Source organism: Streptomyces sp. NBC_00223 (assembly GCF_036199905.1).
Lineage (GTDB): Bacteria > Actinomycetota > Actinomycetes > Streptomycetales > Streptomycetaceae > Actinacidiphila.
Map to the genome: position 1 here is coordinate 2890936 of NZ_CP108109.1, position 14919 is coordinate 2905854.

9 protein-coding genes are annotated in these 14919 nt (G+C 71.2%); 5 read left to right on the top strand and 4 right to left on the bottom strand.

The genetic code is table 11. The features are described 5' to 3' along the window. The first annotated feature begins 587 nt into the window (after positions 1–587). The 4 genes from OHA30_RS12060 to OHA30_RS12075 all read left to right on the top strand — a co-directional run bounded on the left by OHA30_RS12060 (position 588) and on the right by OHA30_RS12075 (position 9559). Positions 588–3866 (top strand): S8 family serine peptidase, encoded by a 3279-nt coding sequence (locus tag OHA30_RS12060; RefSeq protein WP_328913816.1) that lies wholly within the window; start codon positions 588–590, stop codon positions 3864–3866. A 304-nt stretch (positions 3867–4170) separates the two neighbouring features. After that, entirely contained in the window at positions 4171–6513 is a 2343-nt protein-coding gene (locus tag OHA30_RS12065; protein WP_328913817.1) for an Ig-like domain-containing protein, read from the top strand. 78 nt (positions 6514–6591) lie between these two features. Next, complete coding sequence (locus OHA30_RS12070; protein ID WP_328913818.1) at positions 6592–8073, top strand: WxL protein peptidoglycan domain-containing protein; 1482 nt, start codon at positions 6592–6594, stop codon at positions 8071–8073. A 157-nt stretch (positions 8074–8230) separates the two neighbouring features. Next, positions 8231–9559 carry a diaminopimelate decarboxylase gene (locus OHA30_RS12075; RefSeq protein WP_328913819.1) on the top strand — a complete coding sequence of 443 codons (1329 nt, stop codon included), beginning with the start codon at positions 8231–8233 and terminating at the stop codon, positions 9557–9559. A gap of 27 nt (positions 9560–9586) precedes the next feature. Here OHA30_RS12075 and OHA30_RS12080 read toward each other — a convergent pair whose 3' ends face one another. Then, positions 9587–10129 (bottom strand): hypothetical protein, encoded by a 543-nt coding sequence (locus OHA30_RS12080; protein WP_328913820.1) that lies wholly within the window; start codon positions 10127–10129, stop codon positions 9587–9589. A gap of 186 nt (positions 10130–10315) precedes the next feature. Between OHA30_RS12080 and OHA30_RS12085 the strand changes: the two genes are divergently transcribed. Further along, positions 10316–11953: a hypothetical protein gene (locus OHA30_RS12085; RefSeq protein ID WP_328913821.1), complete on the top strand. Its 1638-nt coding sequence runs from the start codon at positions 10316–10318 to the stop codon at positions 11951–11953. Positions 11954–12044: 91 nt separating this feature from the next. Here OHA30_RS12085 and OHA30_RS12090 read toward each other — a convergent pair whose 3' ends face one another. The 3 genes from OHA30_RS12090 to OHA30_RS12100 all read right to left on the bottom strand — a co-directional run bounded on the left by OHA30_RS12090 (position 12045) and on the right by OHA30_RS12100 (position 14680). After that, positions 12045–12947: a MurR/RpiR family transcriptional regulator gene (locus tag OHA30_RS12090; RefSeq protein ID WP_328913822.1), complete on the bottom strand. Its 903-nt coding sequence runs from the start codon at positions 12945–12947 to the stop codon at positions 12045–12047. Between the two features lie 596 nt (positions 12948–13543). Further along, complete coding sequence (locus tag OHA30_RS12095) at positions 13544–14029, bottom strand: hypothetical protein (protein ID WP_328913823.1); 486 nt, start codon at positions 14027–14029, stop codon at positions 13544–13546. A 156-nt stretch (positions 14030–14185) separates the two neighbouring features. Beyond that, complete coding sequence (locus tag OHA30_RS12100; protein ID WP_328913824.1) at positions 14186–14680, bottom strand: PH domain-containing protein; 495 nt, start codon at positions 14678–14680, stop codon at positions 14186–14188. Between the last annotated feature and the right edge of the window lie 239 nt (positions 14681–14919).

The following is a 14919-nucleotide window of genomic DNA, read 5'->3' on the forward strand; positions in this document are numbered from 1 at the left end:
TCCGGACATTCCGCTTACGCTCGGGTAACCGACTGACGGGTAGTGGATCGCCGGTCCGGGTGGAGCGACCCCGGCCGACGGGGGTCTCGCCAGATGGAAGGTCTACGTATCGCAAAGACCTAACCACCTGCGCCTGAGCGGGTGTACGTTGACGCCCGTGATCCGCAAGCCCGGGGGATGTACACGCAACAACCCTGCTCAAAACGCAGGGCGGCGACCGACGAAGCGAGGAGCCCGACCCCCTCCGGTTGCCGGGTCGCGACACGTCACGCCGACTTGGACGGCCAGGAAATTCGACTTCCTGGCGCCCGCCCAAGGCGGCCGGACTCCCGCTCCAACAAATGCCGTGGACTGACATGTCCACAGGCTAATTTGTCGTGCTTTTCGCGCGACTTGAAGATCCAGCTGACGGAAGGACACAAGCAGTGCGTAAAGCACCGCCGATTATGCCAGCATCACCACCTGAGCGCCGTCGTATCCTCAGAACTGCGACGGTCATCTCGTTGAGCGCGGCTCTGGCGACGGCATGGGGCGCATCGATGATGCCCTCCGCGGTCGCCGCTCCAGCCACAGTAGCCCCGGCCCCGGTGCTTGACGGTGCCGGTTCGGGCGGCTCGGTGATCGTCTGGTTGAAGAACCAGCACACGAACCTGAATCTCAGAACGCAGGGCAAGCAGCGCATTGCCGCGGCGCACTCGGATCAGGCATCGATCGTGTCGGACATCAAGAGCCACGGCGGCACGGACATCACACAGCTCGTCAGTGTGAACGCCGTCGCCGCGCACCTGTCTGCGGACGAGGTCAAGCGGCTCAGTCTCAACTCCGGGGTCGACAAGATCGTTCCCGACTCGCAAGTTGAGATATTGAAGCCTACCGCATCCGCCACTGTGGATGACCCCACTCCGCTGAATCCGGCGGTTTGCCCGACCGATCCGAGCAAGCCGCTGCTTGAGCCGGAAGCTCTTTCGGACATCCATTTCCAGAGCGACGACCCGAACACCCCGGGGATGGGCAGTTCGATCGCGACGGGTAAGGGTGTGCTGGTCGGGATCGACGGGATGAACAGCCTCGCGGGCAACCCGAACTTCACCCGCGCGGACGGTTCGCACGTCGTCGTCGGCGCGACCGACTACACCAAGGACAAGAGCAACGACGAGGCCTACGGCGACGCGTCGTCGGTGGCCGCGCAGGGCACGGTCGTCTACGACTTCTCCAAGGAGCTGCCGTACTCCGGCCTGCCCACCGGGTGCACCTTCGTCCTCAAGGGCGACGCCCCGGACGCGTCGCTGGTCGACGCGAGCAACGCCGACACCCCGGAGAGCGTTTCCGGGAACTCCCACTCCGACTCGAACGTCAAGACCGAGTCGCAGATCGTGGCCGGCATCGACGCCGCGGTCACGAAGTACCACGTCGACGTGCTCTCGGAGTCCTACGGCTACTCGCCCAAGCCCGGCAGCTACAAGACCCACTGGGCGGCCAACGACGCGGCGGTCGCCGCGGGTGTGACCGTCGTCGTCTCCTCGGGTGACAGCGGTGTCTCCGGCACCGTCTCCTCCCCCGCGGACGACCCGCAGGTCATCGCGGCGGGCGCGACCAACACACTGCGTCTGAACGCCCAGGCCTACGGCTACTCCGGCTGGGTCAACGACGACATCACGCCGCTGTCCTCCGGCGGCACCACCACGAACGGCAAGCTCGTCGACCTGGTCGCTCCGGGCTACGGCGGCGAGGCCGCCTGCAACCCGACCGGCAGCGGCTGCCCGACCAACACGGCGACCGAGGCGTTCGGTGGCACCAGCCAGGCTGCTCCGCTCATCGCGGGCGCCGCGGCCGACGTCATCCAGGCGTACCGGGACTCGCACAACGGCACCAGCCCGACGCCCGCCATGGTCAAGCAGATCCTGACCAGCACGGCGACCGACACCGGTGCTCCGGCCGACCAGCAGGGTGCCGGTCTGGTCAACATCTACCACGCCACCAAGGCGGCGCAGCAGATGCCCGGCAGCACCCTGACCACCGGTCCCGGCGACTCGCCGTCCCTGGTGGCCAACCCGTCGCAGCTGGACGTCTCGGGCAACGGCGGGTCGACCAACGACCAGACCGTGAACCTGTACAACACGAGCGACACGGCCACCTCGGTGACCGGTACCTACCGCTCGCTGGGCTCGCCCTCGCAGATCGGTGACGTCGTCACCGAGAACGTGAGCGCTCCGGACCCGAGCCTGCCGGTGGCCGCCGAAGGCGCCACCGCCGCTCCCCCGGTCACCTTCGACGTCCCGGCCGGTCTCGACCGCCTCGACGCCGACATGATCTGGCCGGACCCGACCAACGGCGCCATCCTGTCGTTCACGCTCGTCGACCCCCAGGGCCGGCTGCGGCAGATCTCGTACGACTACGGCACCCCCGCGACCAAGGCCGGAAGCCTGGGCAAGGTGCCCAACCTCCAGCACACCGAGGTCGCGCACCCCGAGGCCGGCAAGTGGACGGCCAAGATCCTGTGGGCGAACGGCCGTTCGCACCTCCAGGACCCGCCGAACGTGCCCGGCACCTACACCGGCAAGGTCTCCTTCAAGGCGTCGGGGCGGCACTACGTCACCTCGGCCGCCTCGTCCGCGGTGACGATCCCGGCGCACTCCAGCGCCGCGGTCCCGCTGCACATCGCCATGCCGACGGCCCCCGGCGACCACCCGGAGTCGGTGCAGTTCACCGCCGACAACGGTGTGGTCACCTCGCTGCCCATCTCCCGCCGTACCCTGATCCCCGCGGCGGGCGGCGCGTTCCAGACCCTGATCAGCAGCACGGTCGGTCGTGACCAGGGTCAGACCAGCACGTTCAACTTCCCGGTCGCGGCGGGCCGCAAGGACCTCACCGTGACGTTCCAGACGGACGACGCGGCTGCCGACAACCCGTTCTCGTTCTACCTGGTGGACCCGAGCGGGAAGCTCTCCACCTCGGTCACCTCGGCGGCGACCACCGTCAACGGTGTCACCAAGGCCACGGGCACCCTGCACGTCGCCAACCCGGCGGCGGGCACCTGGGAGATCGACGTCAAGCTGAACCTCACGGTCAGCGGCAACGAGTTCACCCAGATCGTCTACGGCAACGTGGCTCCGGACGCCCCGGCGATCACGTCTCCCGCGGACGGTTCGATCAGCGGCGGCAAGAAGCCCACCGTCACCGGTACCGGCGCCGCCGGTGCCACCGTGAAGGTGACCGACGAGTCCGGCAAGGCCGTGTGCTCGGCCGTGGTCGCCGGTGACGGCACCTGGTCCTGCGCCCCGGCCGACGACCTGACGCCCGGCAGCCACACGCTGACCGCGACCCAGACCGACGCCAGCGGTGCCGGCTCGATCGTCTCCAACGCCGTCAACGTCACGATCGCGTACTCCAGCGCGACCGAGCAGATCAAGACCACCGTCACCCAGCAGGGTGGCCTGACCATCAGCGTGGACAACTCGGCCGCCGTCGTGCTGCCGACCCCCACCCTGACCACCGACGCCTCCGCGCTCTCCACCAGCGGCGACATCAACCCGGTCACCGTCACCGACACCCGGACCCAGAGCCCGGGCTGGAACGTGGTCGGCCAGGTCGGCAACTTCAGCAACGGCTCCGGCGGCAGCATCTCCTCCGGATACCTCGGCTGGGCGCCCAAGGTGCTCGACTCCGCCACCGGTGAGGTCGTCACCCCCGGCGCGGTCGTCGCCCCCGGCACCAACGGCGGCCTGGGCAAGTCCCAGCAGCTCGCCACCGCCGGCGCCGGCTCCGCCAACGGCACCGCCCACGTCGGCGCCACGCTCAACCTGCTCGCCCCCACCAGCACCCAGGTGGGCAACTACACGGCCACGATGACGCTCACCGCCATCTGAGCCACCGCACAACGGTCCGGCCGGGCGGGTACCCGACACCCGGCCGGACCCCTGCCGCAAGCCATCGGCTCGGCAACGTCCCCGTCTGACGCGAGACCTGGACGACGCCCGCTGACAACCAGCCGGCGAAACCACGCACAGATGTCTTCCGCCTCCCGGGCCGTCGCGCATCCACCAGATCCGGCGCCCGGGAGCGCGAAAGTGCAGCCCGAGCAGTTCACTTCTTTCGGAGGAATGAATGCGTAAAATTCCACGCAAGGCGATCGCGCCTGCCGTGGGTGCCGCAGTCGCGGTAGGCATGCTCTTGTCCAGCGCACCGGTTGCCCTGGCCAGCAGCACCACCAGCGCGACAGTGGTGAGCGACAGTCCGAGCAAGGACCAGCGCATAGCCACGCTCACCACCGCGCTCAGCAACATCACCGCCAAGCTCGCCGCCGGCGGCAAGAACCCGCAGGCGTACGGCAACACCGACCTGCGGGACATCTTCTCCCACCACATCGACTCGCTGTGGAAGCAGGGAGTCGACGGCGCGGGCACCACGATCGCGCTCATGGAGGGTTGGGAAGACCCCAACATCCAGACCAGCATGAACGCGCTCGACGACGTGATCGGGCTGCCGCACGCCGAGATCTCCACGGTCTACCCGAGCGGCTCGCTGCCCGCCACCTGTCCCGCGGGCATGGTGGCGCTCGGCTCGTACGGCTCGTGCAGCGCCTGGCAGGGCGAACTCCGCCTGGACGTCCAGGCGGCGCACATGCTGGCGCCGTACGCCAAGATCGTGATCGTCGCGACGCCGTCCGACAGCGAGATCGTCGGTGACGCCTCCAGCGAGGTCGCGATGCCCGAGATGGTCAAGGGCATGGAGTACGTCAGCCAGAACCACCTGGCCGACGTGATGTCCATCAGCGACGGCAGCAGCGAGACGGACTACAGCCGCGGCAAGGCGGAGATCACCGCGCAGGACATCGGCGGGATCATCGCCGCTGCCAACGAGGTCCCGATCATCAACGCCACCGGCGACTGCGGTGCCGCGCAGAACCTGACCACGGCGACCAAGCAGTGCGGCACGGTCTCCTCCGGACCGGCGTCGGCGACCTGGGGTGACTCGCCCTGGATCACCGCGATCGGTGGCGTCCGTCCGTCGCACACCGCTCCGTGCCCGCCGTGCGCCAACGACACCTTCCCCCTCGACCCCATCGAGGGCGCGGGCCTGTCGGAGATCTACACCCGTCCGAGCTACCAGGACGGCATCGCCAACATCAGCGGCAGCAAGATGCGCTCGGTTCCCGACCTCACCATGAACAGCCAGGACGGCACCTCCGAGGCCGCCCCGCTGTTCGCCGCTGTGGTCGCCCTGGCGACGCAGGTCCACGGTTCGCCGCTCGGCGCCATCAACCAGATGCTGTACGAGAAGCTGGCCAAGAACCCCACGGCCAACGGCATCGTGGACGTGACCACCGGTAACAACACCTACAAGACGATCCCGGGCTACTACGCGGCTCCGGGCTACGACGTGGCCTCGGGCTGGGGCACGGTCGACGCCAGCAAGTTCGTGCCGGCGCTCGCCGCCGCCGCGGCGGACGGCAACCCGATGACCGCTCAGGCCAAGGCCGCCCAGCACGACCTGGAGAACACGATCGCCCTGTCGCCGTCCACCACCGTGGCGCCGACCGGCATGGTCAACATCACCTCCACCGGTTTCCTCCCCGACCACCCGGTCAAGCTGTCCCTCGACGGGAACCCGCTGGCCACCGTCACGGCGGACACCTCGGGCAACTTCAGCTACGCCTTCACCCCGAACGGCAAGTCGCTCACGGCCGGCAAGCACACCATCACCGTGAACAGCATGCTGCTCCAGCAGACCGCGGACTTCACCGTGAAGTCCGCGGCGGGCAACGGTCCGGTCATCACCTCTCCGACGGACGGCTCGATCAGCGGGGGCAAGACCCCGACCGTCACGGGCACCGGCACCGCCGGCGCCACCGTGAAGGTGACCGACGAGTCCGGCAAGACCGTGTGCTCGGCCGTCGTGGCCGCTGACGGCACCTGGTCCTGCACCCCCTCGGCCGACCTGGCTCCCGGCAGCCACACGCTGACCGCGACCCAGACCGACACGTCCGGCAATGTGACCGTCTCCGCGACCACCGTCGGTGTGACGATCGCTTACGGCACTGCCACCGAGCAGATCAAGACCGATGTCACCCAGCAGGGTGGCCTGACGGTCAGCGTGGACAACTCGGCCGCCGTCGTGCTGCCGACCCCGACGCTGACCACCGACGCCTCCGCGCTCTCCACCAGCGGCGACATCAACCCGGTCACCGTCACCGACACCCGGACCCAGAGCCCGGGCTGGAATGTGGTCGGCCAGGTCGGCAACTTCAGCAACGGCTCCGGCGGCACGATCTCGGCCGGATACCTCGGCTGGACGCCGAAGGTGCTCGACTTCGCCAATGGTGAGGTCGTCACCCCCGGCGCGGTCGTCGCCCCCGGCACCAACGGCGGTCTGGGCAAGTCCCAGCAGCTCGCCACCGCCGGCGCCGGCTCCGCCAACGGCACCGCCCACGTCGGCGCCACGCTCAACCTGCTCGCCCCCACCAGCACCCAGGTGGGCAACTACACGGCCACGATGACGCTCACCGCCATCTGAGCCACCGCACAACGGTCCGGCCGGGCGGGCATTCGACGCCCGGCCGGACCCACCGATCACGAGAACGAAGGGGCAACGATGCTGGTACAGCGGATTGCCGACACGAATCGTCCGAAGGGTCGCCGCCTCCGGCGGCTGGCGGCGGGCCTGGCCGCGCTGCTGGCCCTGCTGCTCGCGACAGCAATATCGACGGACGCTGCGGTCGCCGCACCAACGTCGCCGTCCCCGTCCACCAGCGAGTCGCCGGGGCAACCGCCGACCGGCACGACGGCACCCGGCAAGCCCTCGCCGAACGCGGTCGCCTGGTCGATCCAGGGGGCCGGCAAGCACAAGGTCGACACCCGGCCGACCTTCACGTATCAGGACTTCAAGCCGGGAACCGCGCGTGAGGACTTCGTCGCGGTCGACAACTTCAGCGCCAAGCCGCTTGATCTGACGGTGTACCCGAGTGACGCCTTCAACACCGAGACCGGTGGATTCGACGTACTGACCGCCGCCCAGAAGAACGTGGACGTGGGCAGCTGGATCCGGCTGGCGAAGACCGCGGTCCGGGTCCCGGCCCGCTCGACGGTCATCATCCCGTTCACCATCGCCGCGCCGCGCAACGCCACTCCCGGATTCCATGTCGGCGGCATCGTGGCCTCCTCGTCGAGCACCGCGCTCGACTCGAAGGGGAACAACGTCCGGGTCGACCGCCGGGTCGGGATGCGCATCTACCTCCAGGTCTCGGGTCCGCTGCACCCGACGCTGACGGTCAAGAACATGTCCGTGAACTTCCACGGCGGCTGGAGCCCGGACCGCCCCGGTTCCGCGACGGTCAGCTACACCGTGGCCAACACCGGCAATGTCCCCCTCCAGGCGAAGCAGACCCTGGGTACGGAGGGGCTGTTCGGCGTGTTCTCCAAGACCACCAAGGCCGCGGACGTCCCGCTGCTGCTGCCGGGCAACTCCATCAAGCTGACCTCGAAGCTCTCGGACATCTGGCCGGGCGGACGGCTTCGGGTGAAGGTCGATCTCGCGCCCTACACCTCGATCATCACGCTCGCGTCGACGCCGGCCCACGGCAGCGGGCAGACGAGCGTGTGGGCCGTGCCGTGGACCTGGCTGATCGCCCTGCTGGTCGTCCTGGCGATCGTCGCGCTGTACGTCCTCCGTTGGCGGAAGCGGCGCAAGGCCGCGAAGGCGCCCAAGGACGCGGCGAAGGACGGCGCGAAGGGCGCGTCCAAGGACGCGAGCGGGGACGGTTCCAAGGAGGCTACGAAGGAGGGTACGAAGGAGGGGTCCAAGGAAGGGTCCAAGGACGCCTCCGACGGGTCCGCGGCGGGCGTGAAGGACGGGTCGAAGGCCGCGAAGGCCGCGACGGTGTCCGAGTCCGCGCCGGCCGACGCGGAGAGCGCGCCTGCCGCCGAGCCGGAGGTCCAGGCGCACGCGGCGGCCGAGGCGTCGGACACGCCCGAGGCCGATCCCGAGCCTGAGGCCGAGGCGAAGGCCGACTCCGACGGGGGCACCGGACCCGACTCCGACCCCGACTCCGCCGAGAAGGCCGCGCCTTCGGCGTGACGGCGGCGCGGCGGCCCGGCGGCTCATTCGTCCGGGCCGCCCCCGCCGCCCCCAGCGGTGACAACCACCCGAAGGCCGGGGGGCGCGAAAACGCCCCCCGGCCTTCGGCCGTGACCGGGGTGGCGGCGCCCGGCAGGGAAGTGGTGGGATGGTCGCCATGACGGATGAGCTGGGAATACGGCGGGGACACGCACTGCGCGCGGCGGTGGAGCAGGGGCTGGTAGGCGAGGAGGAGCCGGTGGTCGGACTGCTCGACATCACGGGCATCGAGCACTCCGCCAGAGCGCTGCACGCCGCGTTCGCCACCCCGGGCACGGCCGTCACCCACACCTTCGCCGTGAAGGCAGCCTCCCTCGTACCCGTCCTGGCGCTGCTCGGGGAGTGCGGGCTGGGCGCGGAGGTCGCCAGCCCCGGTGAACTCGCCCTCGCCCGCGCCGCCGGCATCCCCGCCGACCGTACGGTCCTGGACTCCCCCGCCAAGACCCCGGCCGAACTGCGCGAGGCGCTCGCGTTCGGCATCGCGGTCAACGTGGACAACCCGCGGGAACTCGCCCGCATCGACGCGCTGTTGGCCGGGGCGCCCTCGTCCTCCCCGGTCGGGCTGCGGGTCAACCCGCAGGTCGGCGGCGGCAGCATCGGCGCGATGAGCACCGCCACGGCCACCTCGAAGTTCGGGGTCGCGCTGCGCGACCCGGGCGCCGAGGAGTGGGTGCTGCGGGCGTACGCCGAGCGGCCGTGGCTCAACCGGCTGCACACGCACACCGGCTCGCAGGGGGTCCCGCTCGCGCTGATGGCGGCGGGCGTCAGGGCCGCGTACGAGCTGGCCGAGCGGATCAACGCGGCCGCCGGACGCCAGCAGATCACCGTCCTGGACATCGGCGGCGGACTGCCGGTCAACTTCGGCTCCGACGAGACGACCCCCGCCTTCGCGGACTACGCGGCGGTGCTGCGTACGGAGGTCCCCGGGCTCTTCGACGGGCGCTACGGCATCGTCACCGAGTTCGGCCGCTCCCTGCTCGCCAAGAACGGCACGGTGCTGGCCCGCGTCGAGTACGCCAAGTCGGCCGGCGGCCGGGCGATCGCGGTCACCCACGCGGGCGCGCAGGTCGCCACCCGTACGGTCTTCGTCCCCGAGGCGTGGCCGATCCGGGTGCTCGCGCTCGACGCCACGGGCGTGGAGAAGCACGGCGAGCCGGTCGTCCAGGACGTGGCCGGGCCCTGCTGCTTCGCGGGCGACCTGGTCGCCCGGGCCCGTCCGCTGCCGCTGCTCGACGCGGGCGACCATGTGGCCCTGCTGGACACCGGCGCCTACTACTTCTCCAACCACTTCGCGTACAACTCGCTGCCCCGGCCCGCCGTCCACGGCTACACCGCGCACCCCGACGGCAGCGTCGACTTCGCGCCGGTCAGGACGGCCCAGACCCGGGAGGAACTGCTCGCGGAGAGCGGCGGCGGACTGCCGCCGCTGCGCCGCGGGCTCCGGTGACGGGGGCCGGGACTCGGGTCGCGGCCCTCAGCGGCGGCGCGGGCCGCCGCCGGGGGCCGCGTCGCCCGCGGCGATACCGGTGAGCTGGTACGCGTCAGCGGCGCCGTCGAGGCGCACCCACAGCAGGGCGTCCCGGGAGCGCTCGACCCGGGCGACCCGGCGGGACCTGGCCCACAGGCCGGCGCCGACGCCGGCGAGCAGCATGCCGCCCGCGCAGGGCAGCAGGAGGGACGAGGCGCCGGCGACCACGAACGCCGACAGCAGCCACCACCTGCGGCGGCGTATCCAGAGGCGGGCGGTCACCTTGCGGTCCTGGAGGTAGACCGACTTCGCGGCCCGGGAGGCGGCCTCGGCCCGTCGGCCGTGACGGCTGCCGCGCACCGCGAAGGTGATCACCGCGGCCAGGACGAAGAGGGCGGCACCGGCCATGACGCCGATACGGCGGCCGGTGGGACTGAAGGTGACCGCGGTACCGGGGGCTGCCGCGATCACTCCCGCCCACCACAGCCAGCACGCCGCCGCGCGTACCGTCACCGCCACCCGTGCCAATGTGTAGGCCCCGCGCACCATGTCGCGCTCCCTCCCTTTGTCGTCGCACTCGTGCGACATCACCTGACAAGTGGTGGGGAGGTTACTTTGTGATTCTCAGATTTTCGTTAAAGTCAGCGGCCGCGTTCGGGCAACCACCGGGAGCGCCCGATCGTCACAGCTCATGCCGCACATGTCCGGCTCGAACGAACGTGGGGAACCCGCGAGATGTCCCGACACACCCGCCGCCGCTGGGCCGCCGCCCCGGCTGCCTGCGCGATCGCCCTGCTCGGCGTCCCGCTGGCCGCCGGGCCCGCCCACGCGGTCCCGGCGGACGGGCCGGTGCTGCGACTGGCGGTGGACAGCACCGACATCGGCATTCCCCAGCAGTCCGACGGCAGCGACGCCGCGCGGCTCGGCTGGAGCCTGGCGGGCCCGGGCGACGGCCGGACCGCCGAGGACGTGGACATCACCCTCGATATTTCCGGCATCACCTCCTTCGCCGACGTGGACGGCCCCTGCGTCGAGGACGACTGTGAGTGGGACGCGGGCGAGGTCGGCGTCGGCGGGACCGACGGCTCGGTGTCGCTCGGCGCCAAGCCGGGCGTTCCGCTCGGGACCACGGGGACGGCGGTGCTCAGCGGCACCTCGTCCAACGCGACCCTGGCCGGGCCGGTCACCTTACGGGTGACCGTCGGCGCCGTGGGCCTGGTCGTCGACCCGCTGCCCAGGACCGAGCACGCCAAGCCCGGCACCACCCTGGACGCCCCGATCACCATCGCCAACACCGGCCGGCTGACCGCCGAGGGCGTCGATCTCCGTCTGACCTCCACCACCGGTCTGGACTTCGCCCAGCACTTCGCCAACTGCGCCTACGGCACGGTCGAGCCCACCGACATCCGCACGCTGACCAACGACGCGGTGTGCCGGATCACCACCCCCGTCGAACCGGGCAAGAAGTACCGGCTGTCCACCCCGCTGGGCATCGAGGTCACCAGCGCCGCCCTGTACGACGTCGTGCGCTACGAGGCCGTCCCGGCCGTGGGCACCGCCCCGGCCGCCGACGGCACCGGCCCCGAACTCGCCCTGGTGCCGGACGGCGTCGCGCCGGAGTCCGGGCAGCCCGGCGGGGACTGGATCATCGACGCGGACAACACCGCCGACCTGGCCGTCAGCGGCGACACGGCCACCGGGAAGGCGGGCGACCGGGTGGTGCTGACCGCCCGGCTGCGCGACAACGGCCCGGCCACCGTCGACATCCACGGCGCCGACGACTCCGACGACTCCGACGGCCGGATCGGCGTCATGGTCGACATCCCCAGGGGCACCACCGCGGTGGCGGTCCCCACCGGGTGCGCCCCCTGGGCCGCGGACGGGCCGGGCGAGCCCGCGCTCGGCGCGCCCCGGTACATCTGCCGGGTCGACCTGCCGGTCGGCGCGGGGCAGGTGGTCGAGCTGCCGTTCACGCTGAGGATCGAGCCGGGCGCGGCCTACCTCACCCGGGGCAGGGTCGGCGTCGGCTCGGTCCACGGCACGAGCCTGGCGTTCGACCCCTACCCGGCCAACGACAGCGCCGAGTTGACCGTGCACGTCAAGGGCGGCACCGGTCTGGCCCCCACCGTCGCCGGCGGCGCCAGGGCGAGCAGTACCGCGGGCAGCCCCTCGTCGCCCTCGGCCACCCCGTCCGGCGCCGCCTCCGGCACGGCCGGCGGCCCCGGCGCCGACGACGACACGGGCTCCCTCGCCTCGACCGGGAACACGGGCACCCTCCTCGTCACCTGGATCGGCTCGGCCGCCCTGGCGTTCGGCGGCGCGATCTTCGCCTTCGTCCGCAGTCGCAAGGCCCGTGCCCAGGCGCGCGCCTGACGACTCGCCACTCGGCCCGGGAGCTGTTCGACCCAGGGGTCGGGTGCCCGGCGCCTGACCTGCCGTCAATCCGCCTCGCAACGCGGCCCGTTCAGTCCACGAACAGGCCGCGCACCACGGCGTGCGCGTCGAACTCCTCCAGCCGCGCCTGAGCGTCCGGAAGTTCGTCGCACATCGACTCCAGCAGCACCTGCCCGAGCAGCATCGGCGCGCACGCGGTGTCGAAGGACAACCCGGTCCCGACGGCGGCGGGCAGCAGCAGATCGCTGTGCGCCGCCACCGGCGCGAACGCGCTGTCGGCGACGGTGACCACCATCAGCCCCACCTCCCGCGCGTACGCCAGCGCGTCGACCACCTCGCGCGGGTGCCGGGGCAGCGCGAAGCACATCAGCGCGCTCGCGCCCGCCCGCACGGCGGCGTCGATCCGGTCGGCGAGCATCGTGCCGCCCTCGTCGAGCAGCCGCACGTCCGGGTGCACCTTGGACGCGAAGTACGCGAAGCCGCGGGCCTGCGCGCCGGCCGCCCGCAGCCCCAGCACCGGCAGCGGCCGGGACGCGGCTAGTACAGCCCCGGCCCTGGTGACCGGCTCCGGGTCGGCGAGCAGCGCGGCGAGGTGCCGCAGGTTCTCGATCTCCGCGTGCACGGCCTGCTGGTACTCGTTGTACGCGGTGGCCTCCGGCGCGCTGCGCACGGGTGCGACCTCGCGCAGATACCGGCGCAGCGACGGATACCCGTCGAAGCCGAGGGCGACGGCGAACCGGGTGACGGACGGTTGGCTGACCCCCGCGAGTTCGGCCACCTCGACGCTGGACATGAAGGACGCCTCGGCGGATCTGCGGACCAGGCAGTGCGCGATCCGCCGCTGAGTGGGCGTCAGGCGGTGTGCCTCGAACAGCTTGAGCAGCCGCGTGGAAGCGCCCTCCGCCGAATCCACGCCCTCGTCCGCGCGCGCGTCGTCCTCCGCACCCGCGTCCGCGCCCTCCGCGCTACTCATCGCAGTCCATCCCCGACCCACTCGTCCGGCGGCATCTATTCACCGGGACAAGACTCTGCATGAAGATATGCAGTCCGGCAAGGGAAGCCGCACGGGATCAGCCGAGCACCACCGCGAGGACGTGCGCTGCCGCCGAGGCGCGGAGGGAACCGGGCCTGTCGCGGTCAACCGGGTCCGGGCCCGCTTCTTCGGTGGCACCATGAGTGGTGCCACCGCCCTGGCCGCCGGGCGGCGGGCCGGTTCCGGGCGGTATGGGTCCGTGGTTCCGTGAGTCGCGCCTTCGGTTACGGAGCCGCCCGCTGGGGTCGGAGAGGGCTGACCGGATGAGGAATCGACGACAGGACGACCGATCGTCTCCGGAGGAGAACTTCTTCCAGAGATACTTCGGAGTCATCTGCTGCATGGCGTCCATGCTGATCCTTTCCAGGGTGTGGTCCGGCCTTCCGGACTGGGCGTCCGCGGCCCTCAGCGTGGCGATCGGCTTCACCTGCTGGCGGGTGTACCGCGCGCTACGAAAGCGGAGGTGCGGGAACTCGGGCTGAGGCACCCGGAACGACGTCCGCGACGGCGCCGCCAACACGTCGAGTGGCCATGCCTCAGGCGCCGAAGACGACCGCGAGGACGTGCGCTGCCGCCGAGGCGCGGGCGGACGAGCACTGCCAGTACGGCTGCGCGGCCTCCGCGTGCACCCCGTACAGCGCCACCGCCTCGAAGAGCAGCGCCGGCAGGTTGGCGACGCATATGCACAGCGCCAGCGTGCCCTGCCAGGAGTCCAGGCCCCGCCGCCCGTCGCGCGCCGCGGCCCGCAGGAACAGCGCGCACCCCACCGTCGCCGCCACCCCGCACACCAGCGCGGCGTACGCCAGGAGATACAGCGTCCACGGCACCGGCAGGTGGTGGCACAACTCCCCGGCCCGCTTGCCGTGGCGGTCCTCCACCACCGCCGTGCCGATGAGCAGCAGCACTCCCAGCACCGCCAGGCCCGGCGCGGTCAGCACCCGGCGCCGCCACCGGTCGGTCGGCGGCAGCCCGCCCGTCCCGCCGTCATTTCCTCGTGTCCCGCCTCGCGCGAGACCGATCACTTCCCCCATCACAGCCCCCCGTGGCCGTATCCGTCCATCCGTCCATCCGTCCGCAGATCATTCACTGCTGACTCAGCGTAACCGAAAGGCCGGACAGGCGAAGTTCGCCTGTCCGGCCCCTGTGGATAACTCAGCCGGAGCCCCTCCCGGGCAGAGTCAGGCGGCCTCCCGGCCGAGGACCCGGAGCAGCAGTTCGTCCGTGCGGACGGCTTCCGGCGGGACCCGGGAGACGATCGTCTCGACGAGCAGGCGCCGCTCGGCCTTCTGCACGAAGGTCAGCACCGTCTCCGCCCGACCGGTGTCGCGCCCGGTGAGCACCAGCAGGAGATGAAGGCTGTGCGACCTGAGCTCCACGGCGCCGATGTCGTCCCAGTCCAGGTGCCTGGTCCGGAAGGCCCGGCGCACGGTGACGCCCCGTTCGCCGACAACCGTCCACCCGAAGGGCACCATGACGAAGGGAAACACCACCACACACAGGCCGAAGATCTCCCAGCAGGTCCGGCCGAACACCGGGTCGCCGAACACGACACGCGGCACAACGAAGAACAGCAGGATCGGGCTGAAAAACCAGAGCATCCGGTAGGGCGACGCCCGGAAGACCCGCTCACCGGACACCCCTTCGGCCACGGCGCCCGAACCACCTGAACTCATCGCGTCTTCTCCGGTCCGGACCCGATGCCCCGTCATGTTCACCGGCAGCCCACGAGCCCACATCCTGGCAGCACTTCGCCCCGCCGCACAACGGCGACGGGGCGAAGTATCAGGGCCCGGGAACGACTCGCGGCATCGGCGGTACTCGCCGGCCCGGCCCCTGTGGACAACTCAGCCGGAGTGCCCGTCGGAGACTCCTCCGCGCACTCCGGCCGCCCCGGCGGGGCCGCGGGAAGTCC